The following is a 16,324-nucleotide window of genomic DNA, read 5'->3' on the forward strand; positions in this document are numbered from 1 at the left end:
CGATGAACGGGTGGAATTCGCCATGCTACCGGTGGCGGATGGTCTCACTCTGGCCATGAAGCGGTAGGTACGCTGCCAACCCGGGGGTCACCGTTCGCGGCGTCCCCCGGGCCCTTCAGGCATTCACCCGGGCGGGCCACTGCACAACATGTCCAGGGCCAAGCCATCCCTCGATGCCGCCGAGCACCTCCTCCACCCGCTCCGGGGTATCGAAGAACTCCACCACCAGCGGCAGATCGAAGGCGATGTCCACGATGCCCGCCCCGTGGACCTTCCCGGAGCGTCCGAAGCCGGCGGTGCCCCGGAAGACCGTCACCCCCATGACCCGCTCGGTGTCGTGGAGGTGGCCCAGCACCCGGTCGAGGAGCCGGTCGCCCTCGGTAAGGTAGATCCGCACCATGGTGACGTCGGTGTAGCTCATAGCTTGCGCCCCGCGGTTACCCCGGCCCACACGGCCAGGAGGCAGAAGGCCAGATTGGCGACCACGCTGGCCGCCGCCTTGCTGCGCGCGCCCCCTTCCAGGAGGTTCAGGGTCTCCATGGAGAAGCTCGAGAAGGTGGTGAAGGATCCCAGCAGGCCAACCAGCAGGGCCGCCCGCAGCTCGGGGCCGATCCCCGCCCGCTCCAGCAGCACCACGGACAGGAAGCCCATGAGCAGGCTGCCGAGGGTGTTCACCGCCAGGGTCCCGTAGGGGAAGCCGGTGCCCAAAAGGCCGTGGACGCCGGTCACCACCCAATAGCGCAGCAGGGCGCCCACTGCCCCGCCGGCGGCGATTGCCAGGGTTTGGCCCACAAGCTGTCCTTTCCTCGGTTGCCGTTGCCTCGCGATCCCCGACCGGGTCAGGCCTCCTCCAGCCAGACCAGGGTGGCCATGCGGCCGGTTTGGCCGTCGCGGCGGTGGCTGAAGAAGCGTCCCGCGTCGGAGAAGGTGCAGAAACCGCCCCCGGAGATGCGGTGGGGGGCCACGCCAAGGCGCTTCAGCCGCTGACTGGCGAGGATGTACAGGTTGGCGAGCCAGCGGTCGCCATGGGCGTGGAAGGCATGCTGGTCCTCCTCCGCCTGGTCCACGAAGGCGGCGCGCACCTCCTCCCCCACCGCGAAGGCCTCCGGCCCGATGGCCGGGCCGAGGTAGGCGTGCAGGTCGGTGGCGGGCCCCAGGGCTTCGGCCGCCGCCTCCACCACGCCGCCGGCCAGGCCCCGCCAGCCGGCGTGCGCCACCGCTGCTGCGGTGCCGTCGTCGCGGGCGAGCACCACCGGCAGGCAGTCCGCGGTAAGCACCACGGCCACCGCCCCCGGCCCCGCCACCATCCCGGCGTCCGCCTCGGCGTCCTCGGCCCCCTCCGGCCCGACCCGGGTGCAATGGGCGCCGTGCACCTGGGCGGTCCAGGCGGGCTCGGCGGGGAGGCCCAGCCCCGCCCGCAGCCGCCGGCGGTTCTCGGCCACCGCCTTGGCGTCGTCGCCCACGTGCCCGGCCAGATTGAAGGTGTCGTACGGGGGCCGGCTGACCCCGCCCCTGCGGGTGGTGACGAAGGTGCGCACGTTGCCGGGGGCGGTCCAGTGGGGCTCGAAACCGGGGACGGTGGTCATGGGGCGGTGTCCTCCAGAACGGTGAGGAGCCGTTGCAGGTCCGCGGGTGGGGGCTCCTCCCAGGTGAGCTCCTGCCCGCGGACCGGGTGGGTGAGGGTAAGGCGGCCGGCGTGCAGGGCCTGGCGGCGGAAGGCGGCCACCACGGCCCGCCCCTCCTCGTCCAGACCGGCGGGAAGGCGCGGCCTGCCGCCGTACAGCGGGTCCCCCAGCACCGGATGGCCAATGTGGGCCATGTGCACCCGGACCTGGTGGGTGCGGCCGGTCTCCAGCCGGGCCTCGATGCGGGTGGCGCCCCGGAAGCGGCGCTCCACCCGGTAGTGGGTGACCGCCCGCTTGCCACCCTCCACCACGGCGAACTTAGTGCGGTGGCGGGGGTGGCGGCCCAGGGGCGCGTCCACCCGGCCGCCGCTGGTGATCTCCCCCTGCACCACGGCCAGGTAGCGCCGGTCCACGGCGTGGGCCTGGAACTGCTTCACCAGGAGCTCCCGGGCGCGGGGAGTGCGCGCCACCACCAGCAGGCCGGAGGTGTCCCGGTCCAGGCGATGGACGATCCCGGCGCGCTCCACCTCCGCCAGCTCGGGGAAGCGGTACAGCAGGCCGTTCACCAGGGTGTCCTCGTGGTGGCCCACCGCCGGATGGACCACCCGGCCCGGGCCCTTGGCCAAAACGATCAGGTCGTCGTCGCAGTGGCGGATGTCGAGCGGCACCGGCCGGGCCAGCCACTCCTCCGTATCGGGCTCGGGCTCCGGGGGGTCCACCGTCACCCACTCGCCCCCCACCACCTTGGTCTTGGCGGCGGGGCGGCGGCCGTCCAGCTCCACCCGCCCACTGGCCAGCCAGTCCTGGATCTCAGCCCGGGAATGGCCGCCAAACAGGCGGGTGAGGGCCCGGTCCAGGCGCTCCCCGCGCCAAGCCGAGGGCAGCTGGATCCGGTGCGGGGACCGAGCCGGCTGCTCCGGGAATTCAGGGGTATCCACTTTTTCCATGTAAAGGATTCTCGTAAACTGGCCGCTTCCGCCGCCACTCCGCGGCGCCCTTTCCCACAAGGTCGCACGAGTACGCCATGCGCCGTTTTAAACGAATCCTGCTCGCCCTCCTCGCCGCAACGCTCCTCGTCGGCGGCTGTACCACCCTAGAGGTGGCGGAGGACGACGATCCCGAGGAGATCCTGGCAAAGGCCCGGACGGCCATGGAGCAGGGCCTCTACTCCCAGGCCGTCGACAGCTATCAGCGCCTGGAATCGCTCTACCCCTACAGCCGGGAGGCCCTCCAGGCACAGATCATGACCGCCTACGTCTACTACCTGAAGGGCGACTCCCTGGCGGCGGTCAACGCGGCGGAGCGCTTCGTCCGCCTGCACCCCAGCAGCCCGCACGTGGACTACGCCCTCTACCTCCAGGGCATCGCCGAATACCAGAAGATCGGCAAGGCCGACCGCGACCCGGAGCCCGCCCGCAAGGCCATCGAGGCCCTGACCCAGCTCATCCGGCAGCATCCGGAATCGGAGTACGTGGCCGACGCCCACGCCCGCATCCGCAAGGCCCATGAGATCCTGGCCGAGCACCACCTGCACGTGGCCCGCTTCTACATGGACCGGGAGGCCTTCCTGGCGGCGGCCAACCGGGCCCGCACCGTGCTGACCGAGCACCCCACCACCCCCGCGGTGGAGCCGGCCCTGGACCTGATGACCCGCGGCTACACGGAGCTGCGCCTGGAGGAGCTGGCCCGGCAGACCCTGGCCATCCTGGCCCACAACTATCCCGACAGCGACCACCTTCCCGCGGCGCGGGCCATGGTGGCCGATCGCTTCGGCGAACGCGCCGAGGAAAACTGAGCCCTCCGGGGCCAACGAGGAGACGCCCGGCACCATGTGGGACTTCTTCCAGACCGTCCGCCACCGCCACAGCGTCCGCCGCTATCAGAGTGACGTGGCCATCGAGCCCGAGGCCCTGCACGGCGTCCTGGAGATGGCCCTGGCGGGGCCCTCCGCCGGCGACCTGCAGGCCTACCACCTGGTGGTGGTACGGGACGGCGACCTGCGCGGCCGGCTGGCGGAACATTCCGGAGAGGACTTCCTGGCCGAGGCCCCCGTCAACATCGTGGTCTGCGCCGACCCCGAGCGCTCCGCCGCCCGCTTCGGGAAGCGGGGCCGCGAGCTGTTCGCCCTCCAGGACGCCACCATCGCCGCCACCTACATCCAGCTGGCGGCGGTGGCCGAGGGGCTGGGCTCGGCCTGGGCGGGCGGCTTCGAGGCGGGCACCCTGCGTGCGCTGCTGGAGCTGGAGGAGCACCTCCAGCCCGTGGCGGTGCTGGCCCTGGGCTATCCCGCCGAGATCCCGGAGCCCACACCGCGCCGGAAGCTCAACGAGCTGGTGAGCTACCGGTAAAGAGCCAGTCTACGCCGGTTGCATCCCCTGCAGGAGCCCACTTCCGTGGGCGATTGCCCATCAGCCATGGAGGCCTAACGGCGGCTCGCCCGCTGAAGCGGGCTCCTACAAAGGCCTCCGTCTATACACCGGGGCTCCTCAGATCGCCTGCTCGTCCTCCTCGCCCGTGCGGATGCGCACGATCCGCTCCACGGGGCTGACGAAGATCTTGCCGTCGCCGATCTTGCCGCTGCGGGCGGACTCCATGATGGCCTCGATGGCCCGGTCCACCATATCGTCCGCCAGCACCACCTCGATCTTCACCTTGGGCAGGAAGTCCACCACGTACTCCGCCCCGCGGTAGAGCTCGGTGTGGCCCTTCTGGCGGCCGAAGCCCTTGACCTCGGTCACCGTCAGTCCGGCGATGCCCATCTCCGAGAGCGCCTCGCGCACATCGTCGAGCTTGAACGGCTTGATGATGGCCTCGATCTTCTTCATTGATCCGCTTCCTTTCTGGGAGCTTTCCGCCGGGTTTCGCAAGCTCCGAACCCTGTCCACCCCCGGGAACGGTCACCGACCGCCACAGGGGGCTTACGGGGAACCTACCAAACCACGGCTAGAACCGGTACTTATTGGTGATCGGGTAGCGCCGGTCGGTTCCGAAGCCCCGCGGGCTGATGCGCACCCCGGGCGGCGCCTGGCGCCGCTTGTACTCGTTGTTCTCCACCCGGTTCAGCACCCGGCGCACCAGGGCCTCGTCGTAGCCGCGCGCCGCGATGGTCGCCGGGGAGAGGTCCTCCTCCACGTAGGCGTAGAGGATGTCGTCGAGCACCTCGTAGGGCGGCAGGGTGTCGGAATCCTTCTGGTCGGGGGCCAGCTCGGCGGAGGGCGGGCGCTCGATGATGCGCCAGGGTATCACCTCCTCCTCCCGGTTGATGTGGCGGGCGAGCCGGTAGACCAGGGTCTTGGGCACGTCCTTGAGGGCCGAAAAGCCGCCCACCATGTCCCCGTAGAGGGTGGCGTAGCCCATGGACATCTCGCTCTTGTTGCCCGTGGCGAGCACCATGAGCCCCTTCTCGTTGGAGATGGCCATGAGCAGGATGCCCCGGGCGCGGGCCTGGATGTTCTCGGCGGTGACCCCGTGGGGCTCGGCGCCGAACTCCCGCTGCAGGGTGTCGAAAAAGGACCGGTGGATGCCGTCGATGGGCAGCTCGTGCAGGGGGATGCCCAGATTGGCGGCGAGCGTGCGGGAATCCTCCCCGGACATGTCCGCGGTGTAGCGCGAGGGCATGAACACCGCCTCCACCCGCTCCGGACCCAGGGCCTCCACCGCCAGCGACAAGGTGAGGGCGGAGTCGATGCCCCCGGACAGCCCCACCACCACCCCGGGAAAGCCGTTCTTGTCCACATAGTCCCGGATGCCCGTGGTCAGGGCCCCATGGACCCCCTCCTCCAGCCCCTCCGAGGGGAGCAACGCCCGGGCGGCGGGCTGCAGAGCGTGGTCGGTGCGGTTCCACTCGGTGATCCGCAGCCCGGGCTCGAAGGACGGGGCACGGTCCACCACGTCCCCCCCGGCGTCCACCGCGAAGGAGGCGCCGTCGAACACCAGCTCGTCCTGGCCGCCCACCAGGTTCACGTAGGCGATGGGCACGCCCACCTCCCGGGCGCGGTCCCCGATCTCCCGCTCCCGGAGGTGCAGCTTGGTGTAGTCGTAGGGGGAGGCGTTGAGGTTCACCAGGATGCGGGCCCCGGCGTCGACGGCCTCGGACATGGGGCCGTCCTTGGCCCAGGCGTCCTCGCAGATGGTGACCCCCACCGGCACCCCGGCCACCTCCACCACGCAGGGCGCGGTGCCGGTGTGGAAGTAGCGCTTCTCGTCGAAGACCCCGTAGTTGGGCAGCAGGCGCTTGCGGTAGCGGGCCACCACCGCTCCGTTCCGGACCCAGCTGGCGCTGTTGAACAGCCCCTCCTCCGCGGGCTCGGGATGGCCCACCACCAGGTCCACGTCCCGCACCTGGCCCAGCAGACGGTCCAGGGCCGCCGCGCAATCCGCCACGAACTGCTGGCGCAGCAGCAGGTCCTGGGGCGGGTAGCCGGTTACGGCAAGCTCGGGGGTCACCACCAGGTCCGCCCCCGCCTCCCGGGCACCCTCCACGGCGCCCAGGATGCGGTTCACGTTCCCCTCCAGATCGCCCACCACCGGGTCGATCTGGGCCAGGGCGATGCGCAGGGGACGGTCGGTCACAGGTGGCTCCATTCGGACGACAAAATCAATTGTAGGAGCGGCGTCCTCGCCGCGACCTGGGAGCATCCCCCGTAGGGGCCCGCTTTAGCGGGCGATCCGGTTCCGGCATCCAAGCGGGCTCAAGCAATCGCCCGCTAAAGCGGCCTCCTACGGGTCCCAGCCGGCCTAGGCCGTGCCCTCCAGGGCCTCCTGGGCCCGCTTCCCGATCTCCGCCGGGGAGCGGGCAACGGCGATACCGGCGGCCTCCATGGCGGCGAACTTCTCCTCAGCCGTGCCCTTGCCGCCGGAGATCACCGCCCCGGCGTGGCCCATGCGCCGGCCCGGCGGCGCGGTCATGCCGGCGATGTAGCCCACCACCGGCTTGGTCATGCGGTCGCGCACGTACTCGGCGGCCTCCTCCTCGGCGGTGCCGCCGATCTCCCCCACCATGATCACCGCCTCGGTCTGCGGGTCGGCCTCGAACAGGGCCAGCATGTCCACGAAGTCGGAGCCGCTGATGGGGTCGCCGCCGATGCCCACGCAGGTGGACTGGCCGAGGCCGAGCTGGGTGGTCTGGTAGACCGCCTCGTAGGTGAGCGTGCCCGAGCGGGACACCACCCCCACGCCGCCCGGGGTGTGGATGGCCGCGGGCATGATGCCCACCTTGCTCTGCCCGGGGGTGATCACGCCGGGGCAGTTGGGCCCGATCAGGCGCGTGCCGCGGCCCTTGAGGTAGGCCTTCACCCGCATCATGTCGAGCACCGGGATGCCCTCGGTGATGGTCACCACCAGCTCGATGCCGGCGTCCGCCGCCTCCATGACGGCGTCGGCGGCCATGGCCGCGGGGACGTACTGCATGGACACCGTGGCCCCGGTTTCCTTGACGGCCTGCTCCACCGTGTCGAACACCGGCAGATCCAGGTGGGTCTGGCCGCCCTTGCCGGGGGTGACGCCGCCTACCATGCGGGTGCCGTAGTCGAGGGCCTGCCGGGAATGGAAGGTGCCCTGCTCGCCGGTGAAGCCCTGGCAGATGACCTTGCTGTCCTTGTCCACCAGGATGCTCATGCCGCGCCCTTTCCGGCGGTCACCGCCTTCTCCGCCGCGTCCGCCAGGGTGGTGGCGGTAATGAGGTCGAGGCCGCTGTCCTCCAGCAGCTTGCGGCCCTGCTCCACGTTGGTGCCCTCCAGGCGCACCACCAGCGGCACGTTGAGCTCCACCTCCTGCGCCGCGGCGAGGATGCCCTCGGCGATGACGTCGCAGCGCACGATGCCGCCGAAGATGTTGATGAGGATGGCTTCCACGTTGGCGTCGGAGAGCAGGATCTTGAAGGCCGCCGTGACCCGCTCCACCGAGGTGCCGCCGCCCACGTCCAGGAAGTTGGCCGGCTCGCCCCCGTAGAGCTTGATGATGTCCATGGTGGCCATGGCCAGGCCGGCGCCGTTGACCATGCAGCCGATGTTGCCCTCCAGGGCGATGTAGTTGAGCCCGTGCGCGGTGGCCTCGTGCTCCTTGGGCTCCTCCTCGTTGGGATCGCGCAGCTCGGTGAGGTCCTTGTGGCGGATCAGGCCGTTGTCGTCGAGGTTGAACTTGGCGTCCAGGGCCAGCAGGTCGCCCTCGTCGGTGACCACCAGAGGATTGAGCTCCACCAGGGAGGCGTCCTTGTCCACGAAGGCGCGGTAGAGGGCCATGAGGATCTTGGTGAACTGCCGCACCTGCGGCCAGTCCATGCCCAGGCCGAAGCCCAGCTTGCGGGCCTGGAAGGGCTGCAGACCCACCGCCGGGTCCACCGTGACCTTGAGGATCTTCTCCGGATTGGTGCGGGCCACCTCCTCGATCTCCACCCCGCCCTCGCTGGAGGCCATGAAGACGATGGAATCCACGTGGCGATCCACCACCGCGCCCACGTAGAACTCCTGGGTGAAGCCGTAGGCCTTCTCCACCAGCAGGCGCCGCACCAGACGCCCCTTGGTGCCGGTCTGCTCGGTGACCAGGGTCCGCTCCAGCAGGCCCTCGGCGCGCTGGCGCACCTCCTCCAGGGAATCGGCGAGCTGCACGCCGCCCGCCTTGCCCCGGCCGCCGGCGTGGATCTGGGCCTTCACCGCCCAGCGCTCGCCGCCCAGGTGCTCGGCGGCGTCCACCGCCTCCGCCACGGTGAATGCGGGCCGACCTGCGGGCACGGGCACGCCGTGCTCCTCCAGGATGGCCTTGGCTTGGTACTCGTGGATCAGCATATCCGGGTCGGTCCTTTCCTAGGACTGTCTCGCCGCGCGGGCCTCGGCGATCAGGTTGCGCACCGCTTCCACCGAGGCGTCGAACTGCTCCCGCTCCGCCTGGGTGAGGCGGATCTCCACGACGCGCTCCACGCCGCCGGCGCCGATGATCGCGGGCACGCCGATGTAGAGGTCGGACACGCCGTACTCCCCTTGGAGGTGGGCGGCAACCGGCCGGATGCGGCGCTGGTCGCGGACGATGGACTCCACCATCTCGGTAATGCTCGCCCCCGGGGCGTAGTAGGCGGAGCCGGTCTTGAGCAGCTCCACCACCTCGCCGCCGCCGTGGCGGGTGCGCTCCACGATGGCGTCCAGCCGGTCGGCGGGCAGCAGCTCGGTGATGGGGATCCCGCCCACCGTGGAGCTGCCGCGCACCGGCACCATGCGGTCGCCGTGGCTGCCCAGCACCATGGCGGTAACGTCCTTGCCGGAGACCCCCAGCTCCTCGGCGATGAAGCGGCGCATGCGCGCCGAGTCCAGCACCCCCGCCATGCCCATGACGCGGTGGGCGGGGAAGCCGGTGACCTCCTTCACCGTGCACACCATGGCGTCGAGGGGGTTGGTGACCACGATGACGTAGGCCTCGGGGGCGTGCCGGGCCACCTCACGGGCGATGCCGGCCACGATCTCCACGTTCTTGCGCAAAAGCTCGGCGCGGTCCATGCCCGGCTTGCGCGCCATGCCGGCGGTGATCACCACCACCTCCGAGCCGGCGATCTCGGCGTAGTTGTCGGTGCCGGTGACGGCCACGTCGAAGCCGTCCACCGGCCCCGCCTCGGCGATATCCAGCGCCTTGCCCTGGGCCATGCCGGCATCGACGTCCAGGAGCACCAGGTTGCCCAGCTCCTTCTTGGCGATCAGGTGGGCGGCGGTGGACCCCACCTGCCCGGCGCCGATCATGGCGATCTTGGGGAGATGCATCGGCTTGCTCCATTAGCGCGCCGCCCCGACGAGCCGACGAGCGGAGCGGCGGAGCCGCAGGGCGGCGTATAGCAGGGAGAGACCCACCAGGGCGAGCTTGACCGCGGCGTAAGCCAGGACCACGCCCGCCCCCAGCCAGACCGGGTAGTCGAACACCCGATCGTAGGCCCTCATCCATTCGAGCCGCACCAGGAGGCGATCGATCCCGTGGAAGAGCCCGAACACCGCTCCCAGCACCGCCTCCACCGGCCCCTCCCCCAGCAGGGCGGCGGCCCCGTCGTAGAGGGCGGGAAAGCGCAGGGACCGTACCGCCACCGTCCAGACCAGGACGGCCGCCACCGCCAGGTCCGCGACGGTTCCGAAGCGCCAGGCCAGGCCCAGGCGCCGGACCAGGACGAGGGGGCGGTCCATCCAGCCATGGTGCCCGGAACCGGGGTCGTGCCAAAGGGTCCAGGCGCGACGACCGCCGCGGTAGGCCGCCACCAGGGTCAGGCGCTGGCCCTCCCGGGGGACGGCATCGGGAGCCCGGACCGGCAGGTGGCGGGAGCCGGTGTCCAGCGAAAAGCCCCCCTCCGGGGCGCCCTCGCCACCGCGCACCCAGCCCGTCACGCGCCGGAGGTGCAGGCGCCGGCCGAGCACCCGGGTGCGCAGCTCCTTCGCCATGTGGGCTCCGGTCCGGGAACCGCTACATGTTGTCCACCACCGCCCGGCCGAACTCGGAGGTGGACAGCAGGGTGGCCTCGGGCATCTGCCGCTCGAAGTCGTAGGTAACCGTCTTGTTGGAGATGGCCCCCTCCATGCCCTTGATGATCAGGTCGGCGGCGTCGGTCCAGCCCAGAAAGCGCAGCATCATCTCGGCGGACAGGATCAGCGAGCCGGGATTGGCCTTGTCCTGGCCGGCGTGGCTGGGGGCCGTGCCGTGGGTCGCCTCGAACATGGCGTAGTCGTCGGAGAGGTTGCCGCCCGGCGCGATGCCGATGCCCCCCACCTCCGCCGCCAGGGCGTCGGAGATGTAGTCGCCGTTGAGGTTCATGGTGGCGATGACGTCGTACTCCGCCGGCCGCAGCAGGATCTGCTGCAGGAAATTGTCGGCGATGGCGTCCTTGATCAGGATGCGCCCTTCCTCCTCGGCGGCGTCCCAGGCGGCGTCGGCGGCCTCGGCGCCGTCCCGGTCGCGGATGGCCTCGTACTCCCGCCAGGTGAAGGTGCGGTCGCCGAACTCCTCCTCCGCCACCTCGTAGCCCCACTGTTTGAAGGCGCCCTCGGTGAACTTCATGATGTTGCCCTTGTGCACCAGGGTCACCGACTGGCGGTTGTTGTCCAGGGCGTACTCGATGGCCTTGCGCACCAGCCGCTTGGTGCCCTCCTCGGACACGGGCTTGATGCCGATGCCGGAGGTCTCGGGGAAGCGGATGCTCTTGACCCCCATCTCCTCGCGCAGGAACTTGATCAGCTTGCGCGCGTCCGGGGAGCCCGCCGGCCATTCGATGCCGGCGTAGATGTCCTCGGAGTTCTCGCGAAAGATGACCATGTCCACCGTCTCGGGCTTCTTCAGCGGCGAGGGGGTGCCGTTGAAGTAGCGCACCGGGCGCAGGCAGACGTAGAGGTCGAGCTCCTGGCGCAGGGTGACATTCAGGCTGCGGAAACCGCCGCCCACCGGGGTGGTCAGGGGGCCCTTGATGGCGACGCGATAGTCGCGGAGGGCCTGCAGGGTCTCGTCGGGCAGCCAGGTGTTGTTGCCGTAGGTGGCCACCGCCTTCTCGCCAGCGAAGATCTCCATCCAGCGGATCCGCCGCTGGCCGCCGTAGGCTCGCTCCACGGCCCCGTCCACCACCTCCCGCATGGCCGGCGTGATGTCCGCGCCGATGCCGTCACCCTCGATGTAGGGCAGGATGGGCCGGTCGGGGACGTTCCACTGCCCGTCCCCGCCCCGGGTAATGGGTTCGCCGTCTTCCGGTACCTGGATCTTGTCGTACGCCATCGAGCCTCGCACCCCGTCTGCTTTCACCATGACCCGCCGCCCCGGCGTGGGCTACCCCGGGGCGGCGGCTGTATTCGCGCGGCAATCAGGGAAAAGAGGCTACCTCGAACGGCCACTAGGTGCAATTTGAGCGAACCGTTAGGCAACCAGACTTTCCCGCATCGAACATGGGCTGATCCCGCTTGTCCATTTACGGGAGTTGCCTTACCCCCACAGGGAGGACAGGGTTGCATGACAACAAGACGCCTGGATTACCTGGAGCTTACCCTCCTCACCACCGCAGCCACCCTCTGGGCTTTCTATTACTACGTCGTCGGCCACCTCGCTCAGCGCTCCGGCATCGACTTCGGGGAATCCCTGATGACCCCCCTGGACGCGGCCATCCCGCATACTGACCTGTTCCTGCCTTTCTACCTGCTCTGGTACCTGATGCACTTCATCACCGCGGGGATGGTGGTACGGTTTTACGGGCGGGATCTCCCGATGCTCAGGCGCTTCTTCGGGGGAACCATTCTGTTGTGGGGACTTGCCTACGGCGCCTTTCTCCTCTTCCCGAACAGCATCGAGCACCTCCTCCACACCGGCTTCGAGGAAGGCCTGCGGGTTTGGAGCGGGGCCGAGACAGCCTTCTCCCAGCTTGTACCCTTTTGGAACGCCGCCCCTTCCTTGCATGTGGCCGCCGGCTGGTTTTATTACCGGGCCATCTGGCAGCATACCAAGCCAGAATGGCGGCGGTGGTATCTCTTCTGGGTTCTGCTCATGAGCCTCGCCACCGTCACCCTCAAATATCATTACCTGGTGGACGTCCTGGTGGGCGTGCTGTGCGCCGAATTGGCCTTTTCTCTCAGCATTGGCAAAAGGGACATCCTGCGAACCGAGCACTGGGACCGCCTCCCCCGCCGCCAGCTGCTTACCCTGCAAGGTGGTGCCGTCCTGGTCCTCGGTGGCGGGCTCGGGCTTTCGATGGAGGCGGGCTTTTGGCAGTTCTTCCGGGAGTCCCCTTGAAAAGGCGTCAATTCGCCCCATGGGTCCCGCTGGCCCCAGCCGCCTCACACCCGGCGGCAGGCATCAGGTCCGGGCCGACCGGAGCTCCGCCCATAAACCACAGGAGAGCCAGATGGTCACGCTTCCCGAGCGCGAGGAGCAGATCGTTCGCGCCCACGCCGGTCTGATCCACCGCGTCGTCCTGGCCTGCCACGACCGCAGCCAGGTGCCGGATCTGGAGGAGGTTCTGGAGCAGGCGGAGAACAACGGCTGGGTCCAGCTCGTGGTGGCCATCCGCCGCATCCTCGACGGCGCCCGCGGCGAGGACCTCCTGTACGGCCTGGATGACGAGGACCGGGTGGTGGTGGAAGCCATCCTCGGGGGCATCCAGGATCCTTCCGCCCTGCCCGACCCGCAGGCGGGGGCCGACCCCGCCATGGCCGCCAGCGGCCTGGCCTCCATCATCCACGCCGCGGGGACGGGGCAGAGCGAGGCCCTGCAGTGGGCGGCGCAGATGGCCGAACAGATGCACCAGGCCGGCGGCGACATGACCCGCCTCTCCGCCATCATCCGCCCCATGATCAACGGCGAGCGGGACCGCGGCCGACTCACCCGCGGCATGGGGGAGCAGGGCCGCCAGCTGGTGGACGGCATCCTGGAGGAGCTGGCCCGGCTGGAACGGCAGTAGCCGCGCCCGGAAGGCCCTACTGCAGGGGGGCCTCCGGGTCGTCCCCGCCGCCCCGCGCGCGGTCCATCTCCAGCAGGGTGAGCAGCAGCTGCGCCCGCTGGTTGAGGGTCTCCGCCAGGACCAGCCCCTGCTTCTCCCGCGCGCCCAGGGGCAGCATCACCGCCAGGGTGTTGACCAGGGCCTCGGCCCCCGCACCCTCCAGGGATTCCCAGTCCACCTCCAGGGATTTCCGCTCCAGGTAGGCCTCCAGGGCGCCGAACAGGCGCCGCCGATCCAGATCCGGCTCCGGGGCGGCATCCAGGTCCCCGGCGTAGTGGGCCCAGTCCGGGCGGACTTGGCGGAACGGCGTGCCCACCTCCGCCTCCTCCGCCACGGCGAAGCGGCACACTCCGGTCAGGGTGATGAGGTAGCGCCCATCCTCGGTCTCGCTGAAGGCGCTGAGGCGGCCCAGGCAGCCCACCCGCGACAGGTCGGGGTCGGGGGTATCCTCCTCCGCCCCGTTGACGGCGGGCTGGATCATGCCGATCACCCGGTCCCCGGCCAGGGCGGCGTCCACCATGGCCAGGTAGCGGGGCTCGAAAACATTGAGGGGGAGCCGCACGCCCGGCAGCAGGATCACCCCGGTCAGGGGGAAGACCGGGACCACCTCCGGCAGGGCGTCGACATGGGAATAGGGGCCCCGCGTGCTCATGGTCATCCTCGCTGGGGGGGAGGCGGGCCCGGAACGGTCCATTCCCGCCCCCGGTCCGGGATCCGGGCAGGCCGGGCAGCTAGCCGCGCCCACTCAGCAGGGCGGCGGCGATCTCCTCCCATTCCCGGTCCAGGGATTCGCTGGACATGGTCCGGGCCGCCCGGCTGTACCAGTACTGGGCGTTACCGAGGTCGCCCTCCTTGCGGTGCAGGTAGGCGTGGACCCAGGCCCCGTCGCGGTTGGGCTCGGCCTGGGCCAGCCGGTGGGCGCCCTCCCAGTCGCCCTGGGCATCCCACCAGAGAGCCTGCAAGGGGCGCCCCACCCCCTCCGGGGGATTTTCGTCCGCCAGGGTGGCCTTGAAGGCATCGAGATCCATGCTTCCTCCCTGCGAATTTCCTACCCTGGAAGGTGCGACTTGAGCCTCGCGGCCCCCACCCATCCGAGGGAACTGCTATTGTTGCATTAAATAAGAATCTTCAGGGGAGGGCCGCACTTTCCCGCCGGAGCCGCGCGACCCGCAGCCCCTGCCACCGCACCGGGGAGAAGCTGCCATGATGCATTCCGAGGACCGCCAGATGGTCAAGAACCTGGCCGCCGTCCTGGGCGGCCTCATCGGCATCGCCCTCGCCCTGATCATCGTCGCCAACCTCATCGGCTGACGCCCGTTCCGGGCCCCGGCCGCTAGAGAATCGCCCGGACGCTCTCCGGCGGGCGTCCGATGGCCGCGCGCTCCCCGTGGACCACGATGGGGCGCTCGATGAGCTTGGGGTTCTCGGTGAGAATCCGGAGCCACTCCTCGCGGGAGCGGTCGTCCTGCTTGGACAGCCCGAGCTCCTTGAAGAGCTTCTCCTGGGTCCGGGTGATTTCCAGGGGCCCCTTCCCCAGCATGGTGCAGATCCGGTCCAGCTCCTCCGCCGCCGGCGGGGTCTTCTGGTAGTCGACCACCAGCGGCTCCATCCCCTCCTCCCTGAGGAGCTCCAGGGTCTGCCGGCTCTTGCTGCAGCGGGGGTTGTGGTAGATGGTTGTGTCCGTCATGGCATCTCCCTGGCCGATCTCCGGTGTCCGGGACTATAGCATTCCGGTCCGCCCCCCCGAACGGCCCCGCCCATCTCAGACCGCCTCCTCGCCCTCGGGACGCAGGTAGAAGCGGCGCCGGATGCCCCCGTCCCCGGCGAGCTCGTAGATGCGCGGCACGGCCAGGGGGATGTTCAGGTGCGGGATGTCCTCGTCGGAGATGCCCTCCAGGTACTTCACCAGACCCCGCAGGCTGTTGCCGTGGGCGGCCACCAGCACGTCGTCGCCGGCGAGCAGGCGCGGCCGGATCCGCTCCCGCCAGCAGGGAAGCACCCGGTGGACGGTGTCGGCCAGGGATTCGGCGGCGGGGATCTGATCGGCATCCAGGTGGGCGTACTTGGCCTCGAACCGGGCATGGCGGGGATCATCGGGCTCGAGCAGCGGGGGCCGCACCCCGTAGGAGCGCCGCCACTGGTGGAGCTGCTCGGCCCCGTAGAGCCGCTCGAAGGCCGCCTTGTTCTCGCCCTGCAGGGCTCCGTAGTGGCGCTCGTTGAGGCGCCAGTCCTTGAAATCCGGGATCCACATCCGGTCCAGGTGGTCTTGGACCAGCCAGAGAGTGCGGATGGCCCGCCGCAGGTAGGAGGTGAAGGCGAGGTCGAAGGTATAGCCGGCCCCGTGCAGGCGGCGGCCGGCCTCCCGGGATTGCTGCACCCCTTTCTCGGAGAGGTCCACATCCGTCCAGCCGGTAAATCGGTTCTCCAGGTTCCACTGGCTCTCGCCGTGGCGGATCAGGGCGAGGTAGGGCATCGGGCTGGGCCTCCCTGGCTCGGGCGGTACGGGCACCCCGGCCGCCCACGCGTGTCCTATAATCCGGAGACTCTAGCCAATTCCCGGGGCGGACCCAATGCTTCTCCCGATCCTAGCTGCGCTGCTCCTGCTCGCCCTGCTTTTCGGCCCCCAGCTCTGGGTGCGGAGCGTCATGGCCCGATATGGCCGGGATCGGCCCGACTACCCGGGGACCGGCGGGGAGCTGGCGGCCCACCTGCTGGACCGCCTGGGCCTGGCGGACGTGCGGGTGGAGATGGCCGACCAGGGGGACCACTACGACCCCGAGCGCAAGGTGGTGGCCCTGCTCCCCGACCACTACCACGGCCGTTCGCTCACCGCGGTGGCCGTGGCGGCGCATGAGGTGGGGCACGCCCTCCAGGACCAGGCCGGGTACCGCCCCCTCCACCTGCGCGGCCGACTGGTTCGGCTCGCCCAGGGGCTGCAGCGCACGGGCTCGGTGGTGGTGATGGCCGCTCCCCTGTTCGTGCTCGTCAGCCGCTCGCCCTCGGGGCTGCTGCTGCCCCTGCTGGCGGGGTTGATCAGCGTGGGCGCCGCGGCGGTGGTGCACCTGATCACCCTGCCGGTGGAGCTGGACGCCAGCTTCCGGCGCGCGCTCCCGGTCCTCGAGCAGGGCGGCTATCTTCCCGCGGAGGACCGCAAGCCCGCCCGGCGCATCCTGTCGGCGGCCGCCCTCACCTACGTGGCCGCCTCCCTGTCGGGCATGCTCAACCTCTGGTACTGGCTGCGCATGCTGCGCCGCTGAGGTTGACG

General features: G+C 70.1%; 20 protein-coding genes. 5 read left to right on the top strand and 15 right to left on the bottom strand.

Annotated elements, in window-relative coordinates; all coding sequences use genetic code 11:
* Nucleotides 1-115: 115 nt before the first annotated feature.
* From ACLFRB_RS03985 to ACLFRB_RS04000, 4 genes are read right to left on the bottom strand one after another with little or no spacing between them, the layout of a single operon-like run.
* Nucleotides 116-421, bottom strand: a complete 306-nt coding sequence (locus ACLFRB_RS03985; RefSeq protein WP_411067710.1) for a DUF190 domain-containing protein — start codon at nt 419-421, stop codon at nt 116-118.
* Complete coding sequence (gene crcB, locus ACLFRB_RS03990; protein WP_411067711.1) at nt 418-792, bottom strand: fluoride efflux transporter CrcB; 375 nt, start codon at nt 790-792, stop codon at nt 418-420. Before crcB ends, ACLFRB_RS03985 begins: the two co-directional genes overlap by 4 nt.
* A gap of 47 nt (nt 793-839) precedes the next feature.
* Entirely contained in the window at nt 840-1,586 is a 747-nt protein-coding gene (gene pgeF / locus ACLFRB_RS03995) for a peptidoglycan editing factor PgeF (RefSeq protein WP_411067712.1), read from the bottom strand.
* Nucleotides 1,583-2,572 (bottom strand): RluA family pseudouridine synthase, encoded by a 990-nt coding sequence (locus tag ACLFRB_RS04000; RefSeq protein WP_411067713.1) that lies wholly within the window; start codon nt 2,570-2,572, stop codon nt 1,583-1,585. Before ACLFRB_RS04000 ends, pgeF begins: the two co-directional genes overlap by 4 nt.
* 77 nt (nt 2,573-2,649) lie before the next feature.
* Between ACLFRB_RS04000 and ACLFRB_RS04005 the strand changes: the two genes are divergently transcribed.
* Both ACLFRB_RS04005 and ACLFRB_RS04010 read left to right on the top strand, forming a co-directional pair.
* Nucleotides 2,650-3,420, top strand: coding sequence for an outer membrane protein assembly factor BamD (locus ACLFRB_RS04005; RefSeq protein WP_411067714.1), 771 nt, complete (start codon nt 2,650-2,652; stop codon nt 3,418-3,420).
* Between the two features lie 34 nt (nt 3,421-3,454).
* Nucleotides 3,455-3,973 carry a nitroreductase family protein gene (locus tag ACLFRB_RS04010; protein WP_411067715.1) on the top strand — a complete coding sequence of 173 codons (519 nt, stop codon included), beginning with the start codon at nt 3,455-3,457 and terminating at the stop codon, nt 3,971-3,973.
* 138 nt (nt 3,974-4,111) lie between these two features.
* On the opposite strand, the gene ACLFRB_RS04015 is transcribed toward ACLFRB_RS04010, so the two are convergent.
* The 7 genes from ACLFRB_RS04015 to icd all read right to left on the bottom strand — a co-directional run bounded on the left by ACLFRB_RS04015 (nt 4,112) and on the right by icd (nt 11,348).
* Nucleotides 4,112-4,450: a P-II family nitrogen regulator gene (locus ACLFRB_RS04015; protein WP_411067716.1), complete on the bottom strand. Its 339-nt coding sequence runs from the start codon at nt 4,448-4,450 to the stop codon at nt 4,112-4,114.
* Between the two features lie 118 nt (nt 4,451-4,568).
* Complete coding sequence (locus ACLFRB_RS04020; protein WP_411067717.1) at nt 4,569-6,209, bottom strand: NAD+ synthase; 1,641 nt, start codon at nt 6,207-6,209, stop codon at nt 4,569-4,571.
* Between the two features lie 153 nt (nt 6,210-6,362).
* On the bottom strand, nt 6,363-7,241 hold the full coding sequence (gene sucD / locus ACLFRB_RS04025; RefSeq protein WP_411067718.1) for a succinate--CoA ligase subunit alpha: 879 nt from the start codon (nt 7,239-7,241) through the stop codon (nt 6,363-6,365).
* Nucleotides 7,238-8,407: an ADP-forming succinate--CoA ligase subunit beta gene (gene sucC / locus ACLFRB_RS04030; protein WP_411067719.1), complete on the bottom strand. Its 1,170-nt coding sequence runs from the start codon at nt 8,405-8,407 to the stop codon at nt 7,238-7,240. Before sucC ends, sucD begins: the two co-directional genes overlap by 4 nt.
* 18 nt (nt 8,408-8,425) lie before the next feature.
* Entirely contained in the window at nt 8,426-9,367 is a 942-nt protein-coding gene (mdh, locus tag ACLFRB_RS04035) for a malate dehydrogenase (RefSeq protein ID WP_411067720.1), read from the bottom strand.
* A gap of 12 nt (nt 9,368-9,379) precedes the next feature.
* Nucleotides 9,380-10,030, bottom strand: coding sequence for a hypothetical protein (locus ACLFRB_RS04040; RefSeq protein WP_411067721.1), 651 nt, complete (start codon nt 10,028-10,030; stop codon nt 9,380-9,382).
* A gap of 22 nt (nt 10,031-10,052) precedes the next feature.
* Complete coding sequence (gene icd, locus ACLFRB_RS04045) at nt 10,053-11,348, bottom strand: NADP-dependent isocitrate dehydrogenase (RefSeq protein WP_411067722.1); 1,296 nt, start codon at nt 11,346-11,348, stop codon at nt 10,053-10,055.
* A 231-nt stretch (nt 11,349-11,579) separates the two neighbouring features.
* Between icd and ACLFRB_RS04050 the strand changes: the two genes are divergently transcribed.
* On the top strand, nt 11,580-12,353 hold the full coding sequence (locus ACLFRB_RS04050) for a phosphatase PAP2 family protein (protein ID WP_411067723.1): 774 nt from the start codon (nt 11,580-11,582) through the stop codon (nt 12,351-12,353).
* A gap of 112 nt (nt 12,354-12,465) precedes the next feature.
* Nucleotides 12,466-13,020, top strand: a complete 555-nt coding sequence (locus ACLFRB_RS04055; RefSeq protein WP_411067724.1) for a hypothetical protein — start codon at nt 12,466-12,468, stop codon at nt 13,018-13,020.
* Between the two features lie 16 nt (nt 13,021-13,036).
* Here ACLFRB_RS04055 and ACLFRB_RS04060 read toward each other — a convergent pair whose 3' ends face one another.
* From ACLFRB_RS04060 to gpmA, 4 genes are all read right to left on the bottom strand, one after another.
* Nucleotides 13,037-13,711, bottom strand: a complete 675-nt coding sequence (locus ACLFRB_RS04060) for an LON peptidase substrate-binding domain-containing protein (protein ID WP_411067725.1) — start codon at nt 13,709-13,711, stop codon at nt 13,037-13,039.
* Between the two features lie 79 nt (nt 13,712-13,790).
* Complete coding sequence (locus tag ACLFRB_RS04065; RefSeq protein ID WP_411067726.1) at nt 13,791-14,087, bottom strand: hypothetical protein; 297 nt, start codon at nt 14,085-14,087, stop codon at nt 13,791-13,793.
* 305 nt (nt 14,088-14,392) lie between these two features.
* A complete protein-coding gene (arsC, locus tag ACLFRB_RS04070) occupies nt 14,393-14,746 on the bottom strand; it encodes an arsenate reductase (glutaredoxin) (RefSeq protein WP_411067727.1) in 354 nt (117 codons plus the stop codon).
* Nucleotides 14,747-14,821: 75 nt separating this feature from the next.
* On the bottom strand, nt 14,822-15,532 hold the full coding sequence (gene gpmA / locus ACLFRB_RS04075; protein WP_411067728.1) for a 2,3-diphosphoglycerate-dependent phosphoglycerate mutase: 711 nt from the start codon (nt 15,530-15,532) through the stop codon (nt 14,822-14,824).
* 97 nt (nt 15,533-15,629) lie between these two features.
* On the opposite strand from gpmA, the gene ACLFRB_RS04080 reads away from it, so the two are divergent.
* Nucleotides 15,630-16,316, top strand: a complete 687-nt coding sequence (locus tag ACLFRB_RS04080; protein ID WP_411067729.1) for a zinc metallopeptidase — start codon at nt 15,630-15,632, stop codon at nt 16,314-16,316.
* Nucleotides 16,317-16,324 lie beyond the last annotated feature (8 nt).

Origin of the sequence: Thiohalorhabdus sp. (assembly GCF_046545655.1) — a bacterium.
Lineage (GTDB): Bacteria > Pseudomonadota > Gammaproteobacteria > Thiohalorhabdales > Thiohalorhabdaceae > Thiohalorhabdus.